The 21,514-nt window shown below is 39.8% G+C and carries 22 protein-coding genes and 1 pseudogene; 11 read left to right on the plus strand and 12 right to left on the minus strand.

Going from position 1 to position 21,514, the window contains the following annotated elements:
- Nucleotides 1-33 precede the first annotated feature (33 nt).
- Nucleotides 34-945 carry a phosphate ABC transporter substrate-binding protein gene (locus tag JWG41_RS19145; protein WP_205271397.1) on the minus strand — a complete coding sequence of 304 codons (912 nt, stop codon included), beginning with the start codon at nt 943-945 and terminating at the stop codon, nt 34-36.
- On the opposite strand from JWG41_RS19145, the gene JWG41_RS19150 reads away from it, so the two are divergent.
- Nucleotides 944-2,416 (plus strand): OmpA family protein, encoded by a 1,473-nt coding sequence (locus tag JWG41_RS19150; RefSeq protein WP_205271398.1) that lies wholly within the window; start codon nt 944-946, stop codon nt 2,414-2,416. The genes JWG41_RS19145 and JWG41_RS19150 overlap by 2 nt on opposite strands.
- A gap of 3 nt (nt 2,417-2,419) precedes the next feature.
- On the opposite strand, the gene JWG41_RS19155 is transcribed toward JWG41_RS19150, so the two are convergent.
- Together JWG41_RS19155 and JWG41_RS19160 are read right to left on the minus strand one after the other, a co-directional pair.
- Nucleotides 2,420-3,688: a lysophospholipid acyltransferase family protein gene (locus JWG41_RS19155; RefSeq protein ID WP_205271399.1), complete on the minus strand. Its 1,269-nt coding sequence runs from the start codon at nt 3,686-3,688 to the stop codon at nt 2,420-2,422.
- Between the two features lie 48 nt (nt 3,689-3,736).
- Nucleotides 3,737-5,953 carry a sulfatase gene (locus tag JWG41_RS19160; RefSeq protein WP_232374124.1) on the minus strand — a complete coding sequence of 739 codons (2,217 nt, stop codon included), beginning with the start codon at nt 5,951-5,953 and terminating at the stop codon, nt 3,737-3,739.
- Between the two features lie 203 nt (nt 5,954-6,156).
- Between JWG41_RS19160 and JWG41_RS19165 the strand changes: the two genes are divergently transcribed.
- The 4 genes from JWG41_RS19165 to JWG41_RS19180 all read left to right on the plus strand — a co-directional run bounded on the left by JWG41_RS19165 (nt 6,157) and on the right by JWG41_RS19180 (nt 8,411).
- Nucleotides 6,157-7,023, plus strand: a complete 867-nt coding sequence (locus tag JWG41_RS19165; protein ID WP_205271401.1) for an alpha/beta hydrolase — start codon at nt 6,157-6,159, stop codon at nt 7,021-7,023.
- Between the two features lie 14 nt (nt 7,024-7,037).
- Nucleotides 7,038-7,475 carry an FAS1-like dehydratase domain-containing protein gene (locus JWG41_RS19170; protein ID WP_205271402.1) on the plus strand — a complete coding sequence of 146 codons (438 nt, stop codon included), beginning with the start codon at nt 7,038-7,040 and terminating at the stop codon, nt 7,473-7,475.
- 15 nt (nt 7,476-7,490) lie between these two features.
- Nucleotides 7,491-7,910 (plus strand): MaoC/PaaZ C-terminal domain-containing protein, encoded by a 420-nt coding sequence (locus JWG41_RS19175; protein ID WP_205271403.1) that lies wholly within the window; start codon nt 7,491-7,493, stop codon nt 7,908-7,910.
- A gap of 75 nt (nt 7,911-7,985) precedes the next feature.
- Nucleotides 7,986-8,411, plus strand: coding sequence for a PH domain-containing protein (locus JWG41_RS19180; protein WP_205271404.1), 426 nt, complete (start codon nt 7,986-7,988; stop codon nt 8,409-8,411).
- 369 nt (nt 8,412-8,780) lie between these two features.
- Here JWG41_RS19180 and JWG41_RS19185 read toward each other — a convergent pair whose 3' ends face one another.
- The 4 genes from JWG41_RS19185 to JWG41_RS19200 form a co-directional block, all read right to left on the minus strand.
- The gene (locus JWG41_RS19185; RefSeq protein ID WP_205271405.1) at nt 8,781-9,461 is read right to left on the minus strand and encodes a M15 family metallopeptidase; all 681 of its coding nucleotides are present in this window, start codon (nt 9,459-9,461) and stop codon (nt 8,781-8,783) included.
- 75 nt (nt 9,462-9,536) lie between these two features.
- A complete protein-coding gene (locus tag JWG41_RS19190) occupies nt 9,537-10,412 on the minus strand; it encodes a VanW family protein (RefSeq protein ID WP_205271406.1) in 876 nt (291 codons plus the stop codon).
- Nucleotides 10,402-11,706 carry a hypothetical protein gene (locus tag JWG41_RS19195; protein WP_205271407.1) on the minus strand — a complete coding sequence of 435 codons (1,305 nt, stop codon included), beginning with the start codon at nt 11,704-11,706 and terminating at the stop codon, nt 10,402-10,404. The genes JWG41_RS19190 and JWG41_RS19195 overlap by 11 nt, the downstream gene beginning before the upstream one ends.
- A 5-nt stretch (nt 11,707-11,711) precedes the next feature.
- Nucleotides 11,712-13,004 carry a discoidin domain-containing protein gene (locus JWG41_RS19200; RefSeq protein ID WP_205271408.1) on the minus strand — a complete coding sequence of 431 codons (1,293 nt, stop codon included), beginning with the start codon at nt 13,002-13,004 and terminating at the stop codon, nt 11,712-11,714.
- Nucleotides 13,005-13,255: 251 nt separating this feature from the next.
- Between JWG41_RS19200 and JWG41_RS19205 the strand changes: the two genes are divergently transcribed.
- Complete coding sequence (locus JWG41_RS19205; RefSeq protein WP_205271409.1) at nt 13,256-13,822, plus strand: Crp/Fnr family transcriptional regulator; 567 nt, start codon at nt 13,256-13,258, stop codon at nt 13,820-13,822.
- Here the strand turns inward: JWG41_RS19205 and JWG41_RS19210 are convergent.
- Nucleotides 13,791-14,591, minus strand: coding sequence for a type 1 glutamine amidotransferase domain-containing protein (locus JWG41_RS19210; RefSeq protein ID WP_332461317.1), 801 nt, complete (start codon nt 14,589-14,591; stop codon nt 13,791-13,793). The genes JWG41_RS19205 and JWG41_RS19210 overlap by 32 nt on opposite strands.
- A 312-nt stretch (nt 14,592-14,903) precedes the next feature.
- Nucleotides 14,904-15,935, minus strand: a complete 1,032-nt coding sequence (locus JWG41_RS19215) for an MBL fold metallo-hydrolase (protein WP_205271410.1) — start codon at nt 15,933-15,935, stop codon at nt 14,904-14,906.
- 299 nt (nt 15,936-16,234) lie between these two features.
- Between JWG41_RS19215 and JWG41_RS19220 the strand changes: the two genes are divergently transcribed.
- Together JWG41_RS19220 and JWG41_RS19225 are read left to right on the plus strand one after the other, a co-directional pair.
- Nucleotides 16,235-17,287 carry an NAD-dependent epimerase/dehydratase family protein gene (locus JWG41_RS19220; RefSeq protein WP_205271411.1) on the plus strand — a complete coding sequence of 351 codons (1,053 nt, stop codon included), beginning with the start codon at nt 16,235-16,237 and terminating at the stop codon, nt 17,285-17,287.
- 201 nt (nt 17,288-17,488) lie between these two features.
- Nucleotides 17,489-18,088, plus strand: a complete 600-nt coding sequence (locus tag JWG41_RS19225; RefSeq protein WP_205271412.1) for a DUF4269 domain-containing protein — start codon at nt 17,489-17,491, stop codon at nt 18,086-18,088.
- On the opposite strand, the gene JWG41_RS19230 is transcribed toward JWG41_RS19225, so the two are convergent.
- Nucleotides 18,070-18,675 (minus strand): alpha-ketoglutarate-dependent dioxygenase AlkB family protein, encoded by a 606-nt coding sequence (locus JWG41_RS19230; RefSeq protein ID WP_205271413.1) that lies wholly within the window; start codon nt 18,673-18,675, stop codon nt 18,070-18,072. The genes JWG41_RS19225 and JWG41_RS19230 overlap by 19 nt on opposite strands.
- A gap of 150 nt (nt 18,676-18,825) precedes the next feature.
- Here JWG41_RS19230 and JWG41_RS19235 point away from each other — a divergent pair, with 150 nt between their 5' ends.
- The gene (locus JWG41_RS19235; protein ID WP_205271414.1) at nt 18,826-19,062 is read left to right on the plus strand and encodes a hypothetical protein; all 237 of its coding nucleotides are present in this window, start codon (nt 18,826-18,828) and stop codon (nt 19,060-19,062) included.
- Nucleotides 19,062-19,478 (plus strand): annotated as a pseudogene (locus JWG41_RS19240) (suppressor of fused domain protein); the annotation flags it as partial. The gene JWG41_RS19235 and the pseudogene JWG41_RS19240, both read left to right, overlap by 1 nt.
- A gap of 292 nt (nt 19,479-19,770) precedes the next feature.
- On the opposite strand, the gene JWG41_RS19245 reads toward JWG41_RS19240, so the two are convergent.
- Nucleotides 19,771-20,007 (minus strand): hypothetical protein, encoded by a 237-nt coding sequence (locus tag JWG41_RS19245; protein ID WP_205271414.1) that lies wholly within the window; start codon nt 20,005-20,007, stop codon nt 19,771-19,773.
- A 150-nt stretch (nt 20,008-20,157) separates the two neighbouring features.
- Here JWG41_RS19245 and JWG41_RS19250 point away from each other — a divergent pair, with 150 nt between their 5' ends.
- A complete protein-coding gene (locus JWG41_RS19250) occupies nt 20,158-20,763 on the plus strand; it encodes an alpha-ketoglutarate-dependent dioxygenase AlkB family protein (RefSeq protein WP_205271413.1) in 606 nt (201 codons plus the stop codon).
- Here JWG41_RS19250 and JWG41_RS19255 read toward each other — a convergent pair.
- Nucleotides 20,745-21,344: a DUF4269 domain-containing protein gene (locus JWG41_RS19255; protein WP_205271412.1), complete on the minus strand. Its 600-nt coding sequence runs from the start codon at nt 21,342-21,344 to the stop codon at nt 20,745-20,747. The genes JWG41_RS19250 and JWG41_RS19255 overlap by 19 nt on opposite strands.
- Nucleotides 21,345-21,514 lie beyond the last annotated feature (170 nt).

Raw genomic sequence — 21,514 nt, forward strand, 5'->3', positions numbered from 1 at the left:
CTTCGTGAGTGGCAAATCAAATTGTAGATCTAATTATTTCACAGGTTCCGCAGAAACTTCCACTTCTGGAAGTGATGCTCTCAAATAACCTGATTGTAACACTGCCACCTGTCCTTGTTCGCTGGTAAGAAAGGTAACAAAAGCATCAATTTTATCACCTTGGTCGGTTTTATAAATGATAAAGAGTTCTCTTGCGAGTCGATACTTTCTATCGTACACATTCCTTACGGAAGGAGAAACATACGGATCTTTATTTGTTTTGGCATAATCCAGAGCTTTGAGTTTGTCTTTGTTTTCAACAAGAGCAGAACCCATTCCCATATAACCAATGCTATTTGGGTTTTCTTGAATGTATTTTGACATTTCTTTATTGTCTTTTACGATTTTGGCATCTTTCGAAAAAACATTACTCTTATACTCATTAAATTCATTCAAACCCAAATCCTTTCTTTTGAGAATGTGGTTTTGGAAGTAGTCTTGTGTTCCTGATTTATCATTACGAATGACAATGGAAATGGGAGCATCGGCCCCACCTACTTCCTTCCAGTTTTTAATTTTTCCAGAGAAGATTTCAGAGGTTTGAACCAAATTGAGTTTGGCAACTGGGTTCTTTGGATTCACAACGAGAGCGACACCGTCATAAGCCAATCTTACTTTTTCTAAGTTACCTGTTTTGCGGAGGTCATCAAATTCTGCTTGGTTTAGGTCACGCGAAGAAACTGCCATATCAATTTCGCCTTTTCGCAATCGGTCAATTCCTGATTCGGAACCACCACCTTCCACTGTTACACGAGCATTGGAATTTACTTTTTCGTATTCAGAACCCAAATACCGCATCATACTGTTCATGGTTTCGGAACCTGCCACTTTCAGGGTTTGTTTGTCCTTACAAGCGACAAAGTTGATTGTAATCAAAATGTAAAAAAGCAGAGAAAGGTTTTTCATGGTATTTCAGGTAAAGCCAAAAATCCATCCTTCGTCAATCGTAAAAACCGCTAGTTTTTTCCATTTCCCCTATCAGTTTTTCAAAAAAATCCCCGATCTTTGCTATGTGAAGACTCTCTGCCGATTGTTATTATTTTGTTTTGTAATAATTCTTCCCCTGGTAGGCTCGACTCCTGTCCCGTCGGGAAAAACCACCTTCCAATGGAAATGGAAGGAAAATCAAGTTTTAGAACTGAATGAATACCATGACGTATACTTTCGGGTCGGTGCCAAAACAGTAGAAAGAGAAGATAAAAACCGAGTGGTGATGAAACCAAAAAAATGTTCATCTGAGTCTTGTTTGGTGAATGCTTTCTTTGATACTTATCTTCGGTATGGAAAAACATCAGGCCCTTTTTGGAAGGACAAAGAATTTGTTTCTGATTTTACACTCTTTCGCAACGGTCGCTATGAAGTTCCCAATGAATTCATAATGCCTAACCTTCGCAGTTTTCCGAGTTTTCCAGAAGAAGCAGTTTCTGTTTCCGATGTATGGAAATTGCCAGCAGAAGAGTCCTTTGATTTTAGTGCAGAACGCATTCGTGTCAAAGTAGTTCCCGAATATACCTTTCAAGGTGTTGCTCCTTGGTCCGAAGGAAATTATCAAGGGAATTGTGAGAAGATCACCTATACCTATCCCATTTTTTATACCAAACCAGAAGGGGAAAAGATGGTACCTAATGTACCTTATAAGATCTTTGGGTTTGCTTCCGGCACCGTTTTTTTTAACGCCGCCAAAGGAGTTCCTGAGTTCAAAGAAGTCAAACTATCTTATACCTTTATCTATCCGAATGGAACCGTACAAGAAGCCAATTTCCATATCAAAGGAATTTACTTCCTTCGCAACCAAGTCAATGCCAAAGACAAAGAATCCATCCGTGAAGATATCCTAGAAGATTTAATTGTTGGGTATTCGGGAGATACCAATCGAACTAAGTTAGGTGATCTAAAAAAAGACCCGATCAAAGGAAAAGAACCGGCTGGTGAAAATTTAGGACGAATCCCGGATACAGGAGAGGTTCCGATTCCAGATAAAAATTCTGTTCCCGAAAAACTCCCAGTAACAGTGCGAACATCGGAAGACGGAATCGTTTTCTCTTTAGATTCCATTTTGTTTGATTTTAACGATAGCAAACTGAAACCCGATGCCGAAAACGCAGTGGGAAAAATTGCTGAAATCCTAAAAAAATATCCGGATCGCGAAATTCGAGTCTCTGGTCATACAGACAATATTGGAAAAAAAGAATACAATCAAAAACTTTCTGAAGACAGGGCTAAGTCCGTTTTACATTCATTAGTTGATAATTACAAAATGGATGAAAAACATATATCCTTTAAAGGATATGCCGACGATGTTCCCATTGTTTCGAACGATAACGAAGAGAACCGACATAAAAATCGTCGGGTGGAAATTACCTTAGTTTTGGATTAATCATTAACCAATCTGTAAATCCAGTCCCACAGAATATGGAGGAACTATAGGTTCACTTTCTTTTTTCGCACGCTCCAAAAGAGCTTCCATTTCTTTGCGAATCTCCATGAGTAAACTTTGGATCCCATCCTTTTTATTGGTTTTATAGGTTTGATAAAATGGGGCGACGGAAAAGGCAGGAGCCACAACCACATGGGCTTTCCTCGCCCTTGCTTCAGTTTTACCAAAAATATGTTTTTCAAAACTACAAATCCACTCCATCAAACGCTCCGCAGACGGCCATTGGATTAGGTTTTTCGGTTTGGTTATGATAAAAGCATAAGCTGTGTCCACAAGTTGTTTGGCTCTGCGGATATTTTGGTCTGTCAGATTTTTGGGTGTAGTGGAAAGAGGAGCACCAGCTTCCAAACTATCCAAGGCCATAAAAAGAAGTCGGAGTTTTTGGATGGCATTGTCGGATTCATGAAACTTCACATTCAGAATGGAAGCTGCTAAGTTGAGAGCTGTATGCCTTGCCCTTCCCAAACGGTAATCAAAATCTTTTCCATTCGTTTCTGATTTGGGGATTCCTAATTCAAATTCGGTTTCTTCCAGCATCACTCGACCGACAGTTAAAAATCTTCGTAGCAGTGTTCGTCCACCTGGATAAAGTTTCAATTTTCGTTCAATCCGGGAGAGAGAGGATTCAATGTCGGAAAGGATCGAATCTCGTGTTCCAGAAATTTTATATTTCACGAAACTTGGTTGGATCCAAAGTTCTGCATTGGGTTCTTTTTCAAAAGCCGCTTCGAGTCCCCAAAAGGAAACTTGCGCCACACCAGGCATAAACGAAACTAAATTATCATTTTCTCCAGACATCATCCCTTCTGGATACATCACCAGTTTTCCATCACTAAGAGATAATATCTGTTTGGCGGTTCGAATGGCACTTCGGTTCAAACTTCCAGAGATCACAGAGAAAGCCCCAACTCGTTTGATCACCTCACCCACCAAACCAAATCCCCAATTAAAAATGCTACGTGAGGTCATAAAATGAAACCGTGTTCCGATTTTACTGGCAATATGATAAGCAATGACGGGTTCCAATTCACTCGGTTGGTTGGATAAATACATGACCCTTTTGTTTTTGATTTCTTTTAAACGAAGTTCATCTTCTTTCGAGATCTCAACTCCATCGATATTGAAAAGCAGTTTCGTGAGAATGGGAAAACCAAAGTCCAATCCCAAGGCAATGGGAAACTCAAAACGAGGCGGAATAAAAGAATCTTTCATACAATTGTCTTGTTAAGATAAGACGAACCCCATTGCGAATACGAGCAATTATTCGTGGATGTATCCCCAGGTTTCTAATATTTTTTTCACTTCTTTACCCATCTCACGTTGTACTTCCGATTCTTTGGTTCCACTGAAAGCTCCATCGTTATACACCCAAGGCAAAGGAGATGATGGGAATCCTTCCGGTTGTCTTTCCGAAACAATTAAGTCTTCCAAGTGATTCATAGATCTTTGGTATTCCAAACCATACCGACCAAAGCGAACAGGAATCGTTTTTCCATTCCTTGAAAAACTAAACATAGCTCCGAGTTCCGGATTGACGGTTTTAAATACAACTTCCTCACCCAAACGAGAAGTTGGTGTCGCTTTTGATTCCTTTTGCAAAGAGATTGTTTTTGCAGAACCGGAACTGAGTTGGATCGCATCCGAAACCTCCCAATCATAAATTGATCCTTGGACATTTAAAGAAAGAAAGTCACGACAAAGTGGTTCCGAACAAGGGGGAATCAAAATGCGCAAATGGTTGCGTTTCAAAAAATTCTCCCGACGGAAGTCGGCCCTTGCGATTTGTAATAGAGATTCGCCTTCCGGCAATGGACTTAGATTATTTTTTTCCTCTGAGTCTTTTTTGAGATCATACAATTCTTCGGCCATCGTATGGGGTTCTCCCGCAGAAGTTCGCCTAACTGTCGTAAAACCTGGATACCTACGAATGTATTTGTAATTTTCTGTCCGAACCGATTCCGACATCCTTCCTTCCGTATAAATAAAACTTTCTTTGAGGCAAACACCTGTTGTGCGAATGCAAGCAGAATAATCAACACCCCGATAGGTGGATCCTTTCGGTAATAAATCGAGAAACCCGAGTAGGGTCGGTGCCAGAGACAACAAAGAAGATTGACCAGGAATTCGAATCTGTCCCCCATTGCCGTTTTTAGCCAAATCAGAGCCCAAACTATCTTGGATGGACTTAGGAAGTTTGATAAAGTATGGAACAGCGATTTCTTCATCATAATGAGTTTCCCCATGACCAAACCGAGTTTGCATAATGAAATGATAACTGTAATCATGGTGGGCACTAAAAAGTTCGCCGTGGTCACCTGTCACAATGATCATGGTTTCGTCATAGGTTCCTTGTTTTTTGAGAGCTTCCACAAGTCTCCCAATCTCTCGATCTGTATAATGCATCTCACCTAAGTAACGCTGCACGGGAGATTCATACTTATAAAAAACATCGGTCGGAACCACGGAACGAACCACTGCCATATCCTCTGGGGGCGGTGAGTAGGAAGCATGTGGGGTATTCAAATTAAAATGCAAAAAATAAGGTTTGTCTTTGGATTCGTTTACAAATTGAATCGCGTGGTTTGTGAGAACTTCTGTATCCACAATGTCCATTCCCACTTGGAAAGAATTATGAAACCCTAAATCCAAACCAACGGTTGTATAATCCAAAAAGAAAACATTATTCATAATCGTTTTGGAAAAGTAACCGGCTTCCCGAAATGTTTTGGCTAAGTTGTCTCTATTTTTTCCATAATAGACTTTTCTTTGGTAAGGTTTTGTGGAAAACCAAGAATTCCCCAAACCGATGTTAGACGAATATTCCGAATGAAAAAAAGACATCATGGATGGTTTGGTCCAATTTCCATTGGCAAAGGGATTTTCAAAGAAAACCGATTCCTTCGCCAACTGGTCCATCACTGGAGTCACAGAGTACGGATACCCGTAAGAACCAAAAAAATCTTTTCTGGCAGAATCAATCACAATGAGAATCACTGATTTTGGTTTCCCGGAATCCGCAAACGATGCCAATACTTCCTTTGGATATAACAAAGGTTCACCGACAAAAAGATAACTATCCCCGCTTTCCCAAACTAGCCGAAGGGATCCAGATTCCCCAATCTCCAAAACTTCTTTTTTCGGAGTCCACCTTTCTTTCACAGATCCGGTTAGGTTCCATTCCCCGAGTTTCCTATCCCCAGAATAGATTTTAAAACTTCCCGAAACTTGGGATTGAAACTCCGTCCCACCTAACAATCCCACAAGAGTAGAAAACTCATACTGACCTGCTGGAATTTTGAATTCATACTCCTGGCCGGGTGGGAAAAAAAGAGAATCCAGAGAATGGTTTAAAAAAATTTCTTTATCTGTATTGAAGGTAACTTGTGTATTTTCCCATTTGCGTGAAAGTGGCAAGCGGCTTTGGCGGCCGGGATTTTTTTTCCAATGGTAGGGCAAAAGGTCTTTCGATATTGCCATTTTTGCTTTGGCATTTCGTAACTCCAAAACCAAATCCACGGGGAAACGTCTTTCCGATTTGTTCAAACAGCTAAGGAGACAAAAACAGATCGTAAGGGCGAAAGGAACAGTCGCTCGCATTTGGAACCAGTTTGGAAAACAGGTTTCCTAAGAACAGGAAAAGTTGTTTCTTTTTAGGTTTCCATCGTCCATCGTTGACATCTATGAGTAATTGGGAACAAGCCTACTCCCGTGAGGAGTCTACCTTTCAAAACAAAGACGGCGGATCGATTTATTACCAAATCTATCGTCCAAAGTCCGGAGTCAAACGTGTACTTGTTGTCCACCACGGAATTGGGGAACACGGAGGCCGTTACAACTTTTTGTTGGAAGCATTGGCAGAACGTAATTATGCCATTTACCTCATCGATGCCAGAGGTCACGGTAAATCCGACGGACGTCGTGGTGTCATCACTCACTTCTCCGATTTTTTTGCTGACCTAAAAGAACTCATCGATATCGCCAAACGGAACGAAGGTGTCAGTAAAGTTACCTTACTTGGTCACTCGATGGGCGCTGCTGTTACCTTTCTTTATACGGCGACAGACAATTATCAAAACGATTTGGATGCGTACATCTGTAGTGCCCTTCCCATTAAAGTCAAAACCGACCTTGTTATGGATATCAAAAAAGGTGCTGGTGGTTTGTTAGCAAAATTTGTTCCCACACTTACGGTTCCCACAGGTCTTGATGTCAATATGATTTCCCATGACAAATCAGTTGTGGAAGCCTACGTTAAAGACCCGTTAGTGCATGGAAACGTTGGGGCCTACTTGGGGGATTATCTACTGAATTGTTATGCCCTCGCATTAGAATCGGCTACAAAAATCAATGTACCAATTTATATGTTCCATGGAAAGGAAGACCAAATCGCTCTAGTCCAAGGAACTTTGGATGCCTTCGAGAAGGTAAATTCCAAAGACAAAACAATGAAAATTTTTGACGGATTGTACCACGAAACCATGAACGAACTTCCCAAAGACAGAGCTGTCGTCTTTAAAGAGTTAGTTTCTTGGATCGATAAACACTAAGGAGATAAATGCCAATGGCAATAACCAAAGATATAGTTGGAAAAAAACTAGATCGTTTTGATTTCACAGTGGAACGAGGAAAGATCAAAGAATTCTGCCTCGCCATCAACGAAAAAAACCCAATCTATTTTGACGCAGAAGAAGCAAAGAAAGCAGGATACTCTGATGTCCCTGCTCCTCCCACTTTCCCTACAGTCATTATGTTCTGGGGATACCCAAAGATTTGGAACGATATGGCGGAACTCGGTATCGACCTTTCCAAAATCCTTCACTTAAAAGAAGAGTATACGTATCACAAAATTCTGTACCCGGGCAAAGTGTACGCACAGTCCGAAATCGCTGATGTAAAATCGGGAAGAGCAGAAATCGTAACTTTCAGAACAACCATCTATGATGAAAAAAATGATCCCATCCTCTCTGCTGAGATGGCGATCTTCATTCGTAAGGATTAATACAGGAGGCTAACCATGGCAAAAATCGAATTTGATAAAGTAGAAGTTGGTCAGACTCTTCCTTCCCTAGACATCCCTGTCATCGAACATGCAAATTTAGTTCGTTATGCGGGAGCATCTGGAGATTTTAACCCCATCCACAACGATCCTGATTTCGCAAGAAAAGCAGGACTCGAAGGAACCATCTCTCATGGTATGTATGTTATGGCACAAGTAGGAAGACTTTGTACTTCTTATGCAGACCAAAAAGACATCGCATACTTTGGTGTGACTTTCAAAGCCATGACAAAACTTGGCGAAAAACTAACCATCGTTGGAACCATCAAAAAGAAATTCGAAAAAGATGGGAAAAAAACGGTAACTGTTCTTGTAGAAGCTAAAAACGAAGCTGGTGAAGTCAAAGCCGGTGGAGATTTAGTAGTCAACGCAGTATAAATTTTAGACCCTCTCCCTTTAAATGAGATCGTTCCATCATTTGAAGGGAGAAATCCACAAAACAAGGAACAAACTATGCTATCCCAAGAAACTATCGTTTCGCAAATCAAAACCTTACTTTCCAATCATCCGAACATAAACATTGATATTTTATTTCTTTACGTTCCTGAATTCAAAATCCTTCACGAACTAATCCAAGATGATGAAATCATCCAAGGTTATTGTATGGGACTCCTCGAAGGATCCAATGAAAAATACAGCGCCGGCAAATGGCTTGTGGTTTTAACCAATAAACGATTTCATTTCGTTAGAAACCCTATGATGACAACGAGCTTTCAACACATTATATTAGATTTTACTAATATTAAAAAACTCACAACCAAATTGGGTTGGTTTTTTGGCCAAATCCAATGGGTGCAGGAAAGCAACACAATGAAATTGATACAAATAGGAAAAAAGGATTACCGATTCTTTCTTCCTTGTTTGAAGAATTTCCTTTGATATCAAAAGTTAATCATCACATAACGAATTCTATACGAATATTACAAATTTAACTCGATATCTAATCTATCTCATTTCCAAAACAATTCAGTAGTTGTCTCCATTTAAGTGGGGCGCCTCGAATCCCATCACCACCAAACATTTAATTCAGTAACGACCGCGCTATCCGCTCCAATCCTTCGGTAGGTTGGTGGCTCGATCAATATCCATATATTTTTACGAAGGATTTCCGCTTCTATCGCTGGCGCGGGAATAGAAACCTTTATCCAAGAAGCCATCCAGCTCCATCTACAAGGTTACGAAGAAGATGGAATCCCAACACCAGATCCTAAAACGGATGTTATCTGGGTAGAAGTATAAACTTCTACTTCACTCCAATTCCTCAAAAGGAATGTCCAAAACTTCAAATCCAGAGCAACCCAAAAAATCGAAATGCCACCATTCGGTTTTGTTGACCCGAAATCCATTCTTTGTAAGCACTTGCACCAAAGTGGTTCGGTTTTTTAGAATCTCGGGGTCAGACACTTCTGCCTCCGCCCATGCCTCTTTCCGAAAGGAATCATATTCCGTTGGCATCATAAGTTCTTTTTTGGTTTTTAAATCCACAAGAGTTAAGTCAATCGCACAACCTTTGTTATGCCTAGATCCCGTCTTGGGAGAGGCCACATACCTTGTATCTCCAATGATTTCAAAAAATTTAACCGTCGCTGCATAAGGCCTGTAGGCATCAAAGATTTTGATTGTGTATCCAAGTTTTAAAAACTCTTTTTGTGTCTCTCCTAAAGCTTCTGCCACTGGTTTTCTCGCAAATGCTTTGGCTTCCTTGTAGATCACTTGTTTGGTAAAATTGTTGGGAGTGGCATATTTGATATCCAAAACAATACCAGGAATTTGTTTTTCTAAGTTAATGAGTTCTTTACTGGGTATTTTTTTTACGGATTGTTCATAAGCCGGAAGGTCCAAAACATTGAGTTTGTTTTCCTGGTTTTGTGCGACCAAAGAGGCAAAAGGAATTCCGAACAAAATTGCCATTGTAAATAGTTTCTTCATACTTTTTCCCAGTTTCAGATTCAGATCTATTTTTTCAATTTTCACATAACAATTTTTAAATGAATTTAGATCTCGTTAGAAATTGGCAGAACCTGATCCCGATTCGAGAAGTGGTTCGTACATCATCCAAGCGACATTCTCTGTCACCAGTTGATCCTCCAGAATTTCCTTTGTGGTTTTTAATATCTTTTTTCTGCGAATGGTATTCCTTCTCGTATATCCTCCCCAAGGTTCTGCATGAAATCCATGATAGGATTCATACACTTGGTAGATAAAAGGAATTTCCACATCGGAGCGCCATTCCCCTTTGAGTAATCCATCTTCGATCCAAAGATGCAAAACAAATGGTTGTTTGGTTGTGTTTTTAATCTGTAAGTCAATGTAATTGTAGGACAAGGTGGCACCCGATCCAAAAGGGAGAGTTCTTGCGGAATCAGGAAAGATATCAAAACTATGCCGCCACCTTTCTTTCACATCCAAAGGACTGTGGAGGGTCATCCAATAGATGAGATTGGCCATTTGGCAAAGCCCACCTCCTGTGCGTTCGATAAAACTTCCATTGCGAAGTTGCATCCCAGGCAAATACCCTTTGCGTTTCGTTGGTTTTCCGACAAGATACCAAAACGAAAATACTTGGTTTGGTTGGAGAACAATTCCATCTAACTTTGAGATAGCGATTTCCAAATTTACCTTTTTGTTCTCTTGGAGATACATGGGTACATCTTTAAGTTTACGATAGATGGGTGAACTATGTTTGAAAATAGAAACGGGAAAGTTATGAGCCAACGCATCCAAGGATACTCTTGTGGTGGCAAAGGATTTTCGTTCCAGAAACCAAACTAAGTAACGTTTCCATTGGAAATAGATTTTCCCAAGAAACAACCGAAGGTTTCCCCTATGGATCTTTTGATGCATACCCGGGATGGATTTTTTTTTGAAACTAAATCCCATAATTTTGTTTTCTCTTCATAAATTGAGGACGTTCCCGGTACGGATTTTTCCAAGACTTAGCCACAGAGAGGAGTTTCGAATTTCGTTTTTCTAACCAGAAACGGTATCGTTTCCAATCTTCTTCTAAAACAAGTTGGTATTCTCCTAAAGGTTGGACAAAAGAAAATATAGGCCTATTCTTTTCATCTTTACTGGCTAACAAATTCTCATACCGAATTCCATACACGGCACGATAGATTTCGGTGCCTTTAGGTAATTCAGAAATTGCTTTTGCATCCGGTTCGAAGGAAAGACAATCTTTACGAAATTGGAAATGGTAATATTCACAAAAACCGTGGTGGGCCACAAGTAAACCATTGTTAGGGACAGAAGCCATGGACTCTCCCGGAATCCACATCAGATCATAGGGATATCGAAATAGATGAGGACTTGTGTACACTGTAAAAACCCAAAGACTGATACTAACAGTCCCAATCAAAATTTGCACTCGGTTCCATGTCACAAAAACGGGAATCACAAAAATCAAACTTAAAAGAATACGGTATTGGATGTCCGCAAAATGGAAGATAGGCAAGAGTAACAGAAAACCAAAGAAAGCAATGGCCTTACGAATTTTGAGGAACCTTTCCTCACTCTTTCCAAATACTAAATACCCCCAGTCCCAAAGAATCCCAAAACCAGCAATTCCATAAGCGGCTGTTAGTGGGAATATTTCGGTATCACTATAAAACCTTCCATTTGGATCCTGGGGAAGGAAAAAGGGAAACAGAAGGGAGAGGAGAAAAATCACAGGATAAAATTTTGTAGGAATTTGATAGAGAACCCAAAGTCCGATACCGAATACCCCAACCATAGGATGAAACCAAAGTGCCAATAAAAACAAAAGTCCTGCGGCTCCCCAACGAATTCGATGCATCCAAAAAGATGATGATGGTGCTGCTGATGAGGATAAAGAAGAGGAAAAATAAAAGGCAATGCTAAGAACCAAAAATCCCAAAGCCCAACTTTGTTTTGGATACAAAAATCCAAGTAGTAAAATAACAAAACTGGGAAATACAAATGCGAATTTAAACTCCCTATGGGATAGAATCCAACGAGCAAGAATCACAGAGATTAACAACCAAACGGAAGTTAGAATTTGGAATAGAAATAAAGATTGGTCTTGAATTCCAAAAATCTTTAGAAATAGGGCTGCGATATGAAAAACAGGAGAATGGTCTGGCGAGTGCAATTTCCCCGTTTCGAGTAGGGAAATTGCTTGGACACCATACCAATAGATATCCTTTCCAAACAAAGGGATCAGTGGGAGATTTGGACTTTTTTGCCGATCATCTGCAATCCGTTGGCAGATTTTTTAACCGTCAGTGTATCACCAAAAATCAGAGTGGATTCTGCATTGGTTGTTTCTGCATAAGGACTATTCGAATCTAAACTTTGTGTGACAACTTTGTGATCCCTGCCAAAAATTTTAATTTTGGCTTCCGTGGAGGATGCTTCTAACAAAACCCAGTTTCCATCTAAAACTCGTTTTTCGGATACATCATCCTTCCAAATGACGAAGGAACCATTGGAACGAAATACATAATCCAATCTACCTTCCGAAACATCACCGAATACTGCTTTGTTGACTACGTTAGAAAGAATGGTGTTTTTTGTTTTGGAAAGGACTGACTGTTTGAATTCATCGGCATTTTTGTCGACAACGGTAAATCGTTTTCCTTTTTCTCCCAGTAAGATCATCTCAGCAATCACTGTGTCTTTCCAAGTTTTTCCTGGTCGAACTTTTTGGATGGTGAATGTAAACTTTTTTCCTGATAGAGTTTTTGGGAAAAATATTCTTTGTCCACCTTGTTTGTCTGCAATTTTGATGGGAAAAGAGTCGGATTCATTGGATACAAGTAACTCCGTCACCGAACCATTTTTATAAAATAAAGCATCTAACCTTTGATATCCGTTAAATATTTCAAAACCTGATAAATCAATGCTGTCTTCTAATTCAATTTGGAAAGATTCCCCTTCTCCATTGGCCTTAGCTCCTTCCACCCAAGCAAAATCAATACTTCCATCAAACAAACTATATGCGGGGTAATTCGGAAGCGTGCTGCTGGCAGTGACTTCGCCTAAAATAGGTTCAGGGTAAACTACATCCAATTTTTTTCCATTTTGAAAAAAAGAAACGGTTTTGATCCCGTTACCTGAGTCTGGCAACAAGTAGACAACATGAACACCATTGGATCTAATCTTTTGAGGAGTTTCTTTCGTGCAGTCAAAGTTTGTCGCATAACTTCCATCTTTATAAAAAGCAACATATCCTTTTTTCTCTTGGCACTCGATAGAAATCTCAGTAAAAAAAGCACGCCCATCCGTTTTTCCTGTTTGGTTCCATTTTGCTCCATTGGAGAAAAAAATGGTAATCCCATCCAAACTAGTTTCCGGTTTCCAATATTTGCCGGGCTTAAATACATTAATGGGACTTGTTCCATCAGCAGAGGATGCTGCTTGGATTCGTTCAATGACAATGGAATTTTCAATCGAACTATTTTTGCAAAATAAGATTACAAAAGCCAAAAGAGTTAGGGTTATTTTTTTCAAAAGATTTTACCTCGGCAGATACAAAGAATCCGGAACTCTTTCGACTTAGACAAGTAAAAAATTGACCTGGTCTAAATCCTACCCAAAGATTCGTTTTTTCTTTCCCTTCGCATAGCAATCAAAATACGAAAGATTTTTCCCTACCTTTTTGACAAGTTATCCCAGTTTGTAAGTCTTTGTTTTACAAAACAAAGGAACAAAGAATCGATAGACAAAGTCACAAACATTAAGATACATTGAGTACCCATTTAATGAAAGTTCCCAAACCCGTATATCTTGATCCCCAAGGGATTCGCCAACTTTTCCAAACTCATGGCAAAAAGATCAAATTAAAGAAAAAAGAAATTTTTGCGAAACAAGGACTACCTCTATTTAGCGTTGGTATGGTTGAATCTGGAGGATTCAAACTAGTTTACAAACTGGGTAAAAAGGAATGGATCAAATCTTTTATCTTTGAAGGTGGCCTATTAGGAAGTTTGCCGAGCATTCTAAACCAACAAACAAGCACCTATTCCATCTTGGCTTTAGAACCAAGTGAAGTGTTTGTCCTCACCGCAAATGAGTTCAAAACAAAAATGGAGACGGAAAGCCAATACAAAGACTTCCTCATCCAATTTCTTTCTCATTTGTATTTGAAAAAAGAAGAACGAGTGGCCGACTTTTTACTCTTAGAACCTGAAAAAAGATACCGAAAGTTTATTAAGGAATACCATCCCGTTCTGGATCGAATTTCCCAAATCGACCAAGCAGCCTATTTGGGAATAACCAACGTTGCACTCAGTCGGATCAAAAAGCGGGTTTTTGAAGATAATCGTTAATAGCACCTAAATATAGTTTAGTGAACTCATTTCCAGAAAATGGATTTTGGGATGTGACTAAATTTCGATCCCGAATGGCATACCCACTTGCTGGAAAAAAAGAAGATTCATATTTCATTCCTCGTTCTTTTAATAGATCAGAAATTTTTCTGACTTTGGGACTGCCTTTCATCACAAAGGTTTCAATAAACCACTCTTCTGTTTTGGTAACCGAATTCCCTTGATACCCTTGGAATAAAAATCCTTCTCCGTTGGTTCCGGAAGGAAGTGTGGTGAGTAGTGCTGGCGCATGACAAACAAGCCCAATGGTTTTTCCTTGGTTTTGAAACGAGGCAAGTAAAACAGGAATGTTTTTATCATACAACAAATCACTCATCAACCCCTGCCCACCAGGAACAAGTAAACTTATATAGATTTGGTGGTCTTTAGCTATAGATTCTAATGGGATTGGTTTTTGAAAGGAAGGATGGGAATTCAAGAAACGGACGGCTTCTTCTTTTTCTTCTTTAGAATTCCAATACTTATCTTTTAAACTTTCTGGATCCAGTGTGGCTTTTTTGCCTTCTGGTGTGGCAAAGACCAAATCAAAACCAGAGCGATCCAAAGCAATCACTGGGTGATAAAGCTCATTCACAAATACACCGGTGGGATGTTGGCGATTTCCATCTAACAAAAGAGTATTCGCAGCACTCATCGCAATGAGAACTTTGGGTTTGGACTTACCAAAGATAGGTGATTGTAAAAACACCAATCCTAGAATCAAAATCACTAGCGACAAGAGACTCCAGCGTTTATTGGAAAGCTGGATCGAATTGGTTTTTATCATTTTTTCTAAACGAAAAAAGGATAGGTTTTGGTTCTGAGTACGATTCGACATGGGAAAACACTCACTTCTATTTCGAATTTGTCCCCACCAAAGCTGGCGAGGACCTTCTCTAATAGAGGTGCCGAATCAGTGTATATATTTTAACCTAAGTTAAAAAGTAGAAATCTCCATCGGTAAAATCAAATCAACTTCCAAACCCATAACCCTACGACTCGGGTGGCCCGAGAAATCCTAGATCTATTATTGGTTGGTTCTCTAAAATAAATCGATGGTTTCGAATCCTTGTAATAACTGGACTTCCAATTTTTCCTCTTGGGAGCGTTTCAAAATGTATTTTATATTGGCATCGAAATCATCTCCGAGTCGAAGGTTTGGCTCCAAAGGTTCGGAAAGCGGTTTGAAAAAATTGTCCCAATGGATGGGGATTAATAGTTTCGGTTTTAGAGTTTGTACAGTTTGTTTGTAAAACTCTTCCTGAAAAGGAATGGGTTGCAAAGAAAGTTGCGCAATTCCCAAAAACAAAACATCTGCTTTGATATTAGTAAAAGCTCCATCTACGAAGTTCGTACTACTTTTGATGAGAATTTTATTTTTCCCATGTTGGATTAAAAAATCAAAGGTTCCTCCTTCGATATAGTCAGTTGCTTTGACTGGTGATTTCAGCGGCGATTCAATGTTAGGATGGTTCGGATCGGTAGCATTTGTTTTTCCGAGAATTCGAAAGGGTGGTGTGTGTTTGGATTCCAAAACTGTGACGGTAAACTTTCCGATCGTAACTGGTTTTCCAGGTAAAAACTTTTGCATTTGTTCCAAGCCAAGCCCGGCACCAAGTCCCACATTGAGAGTGGAAGAAGAACCATACAACTTCGCCTTTGTTTGTTTGGCGACAAGTGGTGAGTCCATGACATGATCGTAATGGGAATGGCAGACAAAAATGGCCTGAAGTCTTTCGATTTTAGCCTTTTCGATTACGGATTGAACCGTCGATGGATCGGATTCTATTTTGGAAAAAGCAGTTTTCCATAAAGATGGTCTGGAAAAAAATCCATCGGTTAAAATTTGTGTTTCTCCATCATCTAACAATATGGATGCGGTTCCGAGAAAAGTGGCTCGTACCTTTCCCTTCGGAATCGGGTTTACTTTACTTTCATGTGGGAAATAAGAATCGTATTGGCTTAAAGTTCCGGAAGGACGAAGGGCACAATGAGAACAAAAAAGGATGAGTGACAAGTATAGGAAAAAGGACAGAATTTTGGGTTTCTTGGTGTAACTTGTTTTGGTTGGCATAACGGACAAAAATTACAGAGAGAAATTCTAATGGCAAACCCTTTCTGTCCTTTACAAATTTGAGTCCTCTTTGCGAGAGGGATTTGGAGGACTTGGTCTCTGGGCTGTGCACAACGTGCGCATCCAGAGACGGGAGCGAACGCGGACTCCGGAAAAGCCCGGGCCCATCGGGTCTCGCCCAAAAAAAGAACAACATCTAATTTTGTTTGAGTTGGAATGATGCGGGATCTTGATTTTTGTTTTAGAGATTCCGAGGGATTTGTTTGCACCAGAGGGTGGAACTTAGTCTAAGATTCAATATGAAATCTATCAATTCAGAATTACCTATTGTTGTGACGGGAGGATCAGGATACATTGCTTCCTGGATCGTCAAATATTTGTTAGAAGATGGGAAGTCAGTGCGAACCACTGTGCGGAGTCTAAAAGACACCAAAAAAATTTCCCATCTATTGGAACTAAAAGATAAATTCAAAGACAAACTAACGTTATTTGAAGCCGATCTTTTGTCGGAAGGAAGTTTTGATGCGCCCATTGCAGGGGCAGAACTTGTGATTCACACAGCCTCTCCATTTTTTGTGGCAGGAATCAAAGATGCACAAAAACAACTGGTGGATCCCGCCTTACAAGGAACAAAAAATGTTTTGCTAACCTGCAATCGTGTTTCTTCTGTGAAACGTGTTGTGTTAACATCGAGTGTGGCCGCCATTCTTGGCGATAATATTGATTCGTTACAAGTTCCAAATCATACATTTACGGAAGAACATTGGAATACAACCAGTAACTTGAAACACCAACCTTATGCTTACTCAAAAACTTTGGCTGAAAAAGAAGCTTGGGAAATTCAAAAAAGCCAATCACGTTGGGATTTAGTTGTGATCAACCCTTCTTTTGTGATGGGACCATCCCTTTCCAAACGACTCGATGGAACTAGTGTTGAGTTTATGAAAAATATGTTGAAGGGAGTGTTTCGCACCGGTGTTCCCGATACAAAGATGGGATTTGTTGATGTGAGAGATGTGGCAAAAGCTCATATCTTAGCGGGTTTGACCCCGAATGCAAAAGGAAGACATATCACTTCAGCGGAAGTCATTCCGATGTTAGGTGTTGCGAAAATCATTAAAGAAAATTTTGGAAACAAATATTCTGTTCCTACTGGCAATCTTCCTAAGGCACTTGTGTATGTGATTGGACCTTTCTTTGGTTTGTCTTGGGGTTATACAAAAAATAATATTGGCCAACCTTTAAATTTAAACCATGAGTATAGTAAAACGGATTTAGGTCTAACCTATCGCCCGTTAAAAGATACGTTTATTGATCATGTGAATCAAATGGAAAGTGCGGGGTTATTATAATCCCGCTCGTCGTATCACAGAAACCGTGGTTTGGATTTTGGTGAAACTGCGAAGTTTTCTTTAGAATTTTCGGAGAGATTCGATTCCCAAGAGACAAGAGTCGGATTTTATGGTAGGAGTTGGGCCGGGAATTAACTCCCACAAGCCCACCTCCACCACCCAATCAGGGTGGGGGCCGAGTCCGGACACACGAGACATAATATGCATTCGCTCCAGTCCAATTCGTTTCTAGGAACAGACTATTTACAGTCCGGAACTTTCAAACAACAGGAATTGTTTCGTGATTTAGAAGAATGGAAAATTCTAAAATCATTACATGGTTTTAAACCAACATTGGCTGGCACCATCCCACTAGACATCGATACAGAGACGAGTGATGTGGATATCCTTGTAAAATTCAACGTCCCGGCCCATTTACAAAAGATTTGTTATGCCAAGTTCCGCAATTTGCCAAATTATACATTCTCAGAAAAGACAATGGACTTTCGTTTAACTCTCGTTTGTCGATTTGAAACAAAAAAATTTCAATATGAAATCTTTGGACAATCACTGGAGCCAACAGAACAGTATGGTTGGATTCATATGATGGTAGAAAATCGGTTTTTAAAATTGGCAGATCCCTCGTTTCGGGAAGAGATTCGCAATCTCAAACGACAAGGGATAAAAACAGAACCTGCTTTTTGTAAAGTTTTGGATTTGAAAGGGGATCCTTACAAAACAATGATCCAATGGAATCAAAAAACAGAGGATCAATTTCGAGAACTACTCATACAAAAAGGATTTCAAATCAATCCGAATTGACGAAAGGTCAAATTGATTCTTGGTCGTTTGACTTTCATTGCTTTGGGAAGAGAGTGTAACCAATGCCTTTGGATCACATCTTTCATCAAAAGCAAACTCCCGTGTTCCAATTGCAATTCCACCTGATCACCTGTTTTTTTATGTTTATAACGAAAGATTCTTTCTGCACCAAAACTCACAGAAGCAATCGTGGAATTGGGACGTAAGGAAGTTTCATCATCACTATGCCAAGCCATCCCTTCGCTGCCATCATGGTATAAATTCAACAAACAAGAATTAAAAACTTCTTTGGAAGTCAGTTCCACTTTTGTTTTTAATTTCAAAAGGAGGGGTGACCAAGGAAGGGCTGTTTTTGTAGTTCCCGAATATCGATAAGAAAAACCTTTTTCCGCATACCAGGCCACATTTCGTTTGGTGGTGATGTGTTTTCCGTAAACGATAGCTTCATCCGGCCTCCATTCAATCTCCTCCATTAAGGAATCAAAGATCCGATAGGATTCTTCTGCCTGGAGAAAATGGGGGATGTACAACAAAATCCCGTCGTAGGGTAATAGATTTTCCCATTCAGACTTTTGAAATAAGTGCATGGATTTCGAATTCAACCGCCTGAAAAAAGTAAGTCACTGTAATTTTTCACCCACTGTCCAAAGAAATCCAATGAAATTCCATACCGACTGTCCCTATCGTCTAAAATTTTAGTTGGATTCCCTTCCAGACCAAAGAATCTATACGATAGTATGACCCCAACTCGCACGATTCAATCTTTCATCGACGCAAAAAAGGAAAACCGTTCCCCTTCGGCAGAAGTTTGGAACTCTTTGAAAGGATTCCGGAAGTGGGATGAACCGGAACTCATTGGTCTTCGCAATGCATCTGGTTACTATCCTGATATTTATTTTGAAGCCGGTATGGATGAAACCATAACCAAACTACTTGCAAAATTCCAAGAGAGAGTGGTCCCCCATAAATTTTAATGAATCCCATTACCCCTAAAGTTTTATACCAAGAAGCCAATCCATATGGTTCTTTTACTGCATTTTTAGAAGATGATGGAAGAACCATTTACCTTTACTTACAATCACATAACAACCCTGAGTGGCCCATGAAAACACTTTGGGTGCGTAACTTAATTGATGCTCCCGATGCACGAGTAGAAGAAGATTTTGATGCGGGTCTTGCACCCGTGCTTACCAAATCCGAAATTACGGAACCAAAAGCACAAAGTTCACTTAAAGAAGACCAAATCCACTTCATTTGGTCAGAAGAAGGAGATGCAGTAGCATTATTTGTAGAGGAAGAACTACAAGCGTATCTTCCTTCTTGGTCAGGGATCAAAGGCATTCATGGGTATGCTAAATTTGCAAAAGAAGAAGCACCTACTGCATCTCCTTCTTCTGACCAAATGAAGTGGATTTGGTCTTCTTTAAGTGAACTTTGTGCTTTTGGTTCCGTAATTTCGGATTTGGTAAGCACGGGTGCAAGACCCGCATCAAAATCTTCTTCTACTCGTGCATCGGGAGCATCAATTAAGTTACGCACCCAAAGTGTTTTCATGGGCCACTCAGGGTTGTTATGTGATTGTAAGTAAAGGTAAATGGTTCTTCCATCATCTTCTAAAAATGCAGTAAAAGAACCATATGGATTGGCTTCTTGGTATAAAACTTTAGGGGTAATGGGATTCATTAAAATTTATGGGGGACCACTCTCTCTTGGAATTTTGCAAGTAGTTTGGTTATGGTTTCATCCATACCGGCTTCAAAATAAATATCAGGATAGTAACCAGATGCATTGCGAAGACCAATGAGTTCCGGTTCATCCCACTTCCGGAATCCTTTCAAAGAGTTCCAAACTTCTGCCGAAGGGGAACGGTTTTCCTTTTTTGCGTCGATGAAAGATTGAATCGTGCGAGTTGGGGTCATACTATCGTATAGATTCTTTGGTCTGGAAGGGAATCCAACTAAAATTTTAGACGATAGGGACAGTCGGTATGGAATTTCATTGGATTTCTTTGGACAGTGGGTGAAAAATTACAGTGACTTACTTTTTTCAGGCGGTTGAATTCGAAATCCATGCACTTATTTCAAAAGTCTGAATGGGAAAATCTATTACCCTACGACGGGATTTTGTTGTACATCCCCCATTTTCTCCAGGCAGAAGAATCCTATCGGATCTTTGATTCCTTAATGGAGGAGATTGAATGGAGGCCGGATGAAGCTATCGTTTACGGAAAACACATCACCACCAAACGAAATGTGGCCTGGTATGCGGAAAAAGGTTTTTCTTATCGATATTCGGGAACTACAAAAACAGCCCTTCCTTGGTCACCCCTCCTTTTGAAATTAAAAACAAAAGTGGAACTGACTTCCAAAGAAGTTTTTAATTCTTGTTTGTTGAATTTATACCATGATGGCAGCGAAGGGATGGCTTGGCATAGTGATGATGAAACTTCCTTACGTCCCAATTCCACGATTGCTTCTGTGAGTTTTGGTGCAGAAAGAATCTTTCGTTATAAACATAAAAAAACAGGTGATCAGGTGGAATTGCAATTGGAACACGGGAGTTTGCTTTTGATGAAAGATGTGATCCAAAGGCATTGGTTACACTCTCTTCCCAAAGCAATGAAAGTCAAACGACCAAGAATCAATTTGACCTTTCGTCAATTCGGATTGATTTGAAATCCTTTTTGTATGAGTAGTTCTCGAAATTGATCCTCTGTTTTTTGATTCCATTGGATCATTGTTTTGTAAGGATCCCCTTTCAAATCCAAAACTTTACAAAAAGCAGGTTCTGTTTTTATCCCTTGTCGTTTGAGATTGCGAATCTCTTCCCGAAACGAGGGATCTGCCAATTTTAAAAACCGATTTTCTACCATCATATGAATCCAACCATACTGTTCTGTTGGCTCCAGTGATTGTCCAAAGATTTCATATTGAAATTTTTTTGTTTCAAATCGACAAACGAGAGTTAAACGAAAGTCCATTGTCTTTTCTGAGAATGTATAATTTGGCAAATTGCGGAACTTGGCATAACAAATCTTTTGTAAATGGGCCGGGACGTTGAATTTTACAAGGATATCCACATCACTCGTCTCTGTATCGATGTCTAGTGGGATGGTGCCAGCCAATGTTGGTTTAAAACCATGTAATGATTTTAGAATTTTCCATTCTTCTAAATCACGAAACAATTCCTGTTGTTTGAAAGTTCCGGACTGTAAATAGTCTGTTCCTAGAAACGAATTGGACTGGAGCGAATGCATATTATGTCTCGTGTGTCCGGACTCGGCCCCCACCCTGATTGGGTGGTGGAGGTGGGCTTGTGGGAGTTAATTCCCGGCCCAACTCCTACCATAAAATCCGACTCTTGTCTCTTGGGAATCGAATCTCTCCGAAAATTCTAAAGAAAACTTCGCAGTTTCACCAAAATCCA

It is taken from the genome of Leptospira chreensis (assembly GCF_016919165.1).
Classification (GTDB): Bacteria; Spirochaetota; Leptospiria; order Leptospirales; family Leptospiraceae; genus Leptospira_A; species Leptospira_A chreensis.

Excerpts from the sequence above, each read along its gene's own strand:
- JWG41_RS19155 (WP_205271399.1), bottom strand. The coding sequence starts at position 3,688 with ATGAAAGATTCTTTTATTCCGCCTCGTTTTGAGTTTCCCATTGCCTTG.
- JWG41_RS19245 (WP_205271414.1), bottom strand. The coding sequence starts at position 20,007 with ATGACCCCAACTCGCACGATTCAATCTTTCATCGACGCAAAAAAGGAA.
- JWG41_RS19250 (WP_205271413.1), top strand. The coding sequence starts at position 20,158 with ATGCACTTATTTCAAAAGTCTGAATGGGAAAATCTATTACCCTACGAC.
- JWG41_RS19185 (WP_205271405.1), bottom strand. The coding sequence starts at position 9,461 with ATGAAGAAACTATTTACAATGGCAATTTTGTTCGGAATTCCTTTTGCC.
- JWG41_RS19175 (WP_205271403.1), top strand. The coding sequence starts at position 7,491 with ATGGCAAAAATCGAATTTGATAAAGTAGAAGTTGGTCAGACTCTTCCT.
- JWG41_RS19230 (WP_205271413.1), bottom strand. The coding sequence starts at position 18,675 with ATGCACTTATTTCAAAAGTCTGAATGGGAAAATCTATTACCCTACGAC.
- JWG41_RS19145 (WP_205271397.1), bottom strand. The coding sequence starts at position 945 with ATGAAAAACCTTTCTCTGCTTTTTTACATTTTGATTACAATCAACTTT.
- JWG41_RS19170 (WP_205271402.1), top strand. The coding sequence starts at position 7,038 with ATGGCAATAACCAAAGATATAGTTGGAAAAAAACTAGATCGTTTTGAT.
- JWG41_RS19220 (WP_205271411.1), top strand. The coding sequence starts at position 16,235 with ATGAAATCTATCAATTCAGAATTACCTATTGTTGTGACGGGAGGATCA.
- JWG41_RS19205 (WP_205271409.1), top strand. The coding sequence starts at position 13,256 with ATGAAAGTTCCCAAACCCGTATATCTTGATCCCCAAGGGATTCGCCAA.
- JWG41_RS19255 (WP_205271412.1), bottom strand. The coding sequence starts at position 21,344 with ATGCATTCGCTCCAGTCCAATTCGTTTCTAGGAACAGACTATTTACAG.
- JWG41_RS19215 (WP_205271410.1), bottom strand. The coding sequence starts at position 15,935 with ATGCCAACCAAAACAAGTTACACCAAGAAACCCAAAATTCTGTCCTTT.
- JWG41_RS19165 (WP_205271401.1), top strand. The coding sequence starts at position 6,157 with ATGAGTAATTGGGAACAAGCCTACTCCCGTGAGGAGTCTACCTTTCAA.
- JWG41_RS19190 (WP_205271406.1), bottom strand. The coding sequence starts at position 10,412 with ATGGGATTTAGTTTCAAAAAAAAATCCATCCCGGGTATGCATCAAAAG.
- JWG41_RS19160 (WP_232374124.1), bottom strand. The coding sequence starts at position 5,953 with ATGGCAATATCGAAAGACCTTTTGCCCTACCATTGGAAAAAAAATCCC.
- JWG41_RS19225 (WP_205271412.1), top strand. The coding sequence starts at position 17,489 with ATGCATTCGCTCCAGTCCAATTCGTTTCTAGGAACAGACTATTTACAG.
- JWG41_RS19180 (WP_205271404.1), top strand. The coding sequence starts at position 7,986 with ATGCTATCCCAAGAAACTATCGTTTCGCAAATCAAAACCTTACTTTCC.
- JWG41_RS19235 (WP_205271414.1), top strand. The coding sequence starts at position 18,826 with ATGACCCCAACTCGCACGATTCAATCTTTCATCGACGCAAAAAAGGAA.
- JWG41_RS19150 (WP_205271398.1), top strand. The coding sequence starts at position 944 with ATGGTATTTCAGGTAAAGCCAAAAATCCATCCTTCGTCAATCGTAAAA.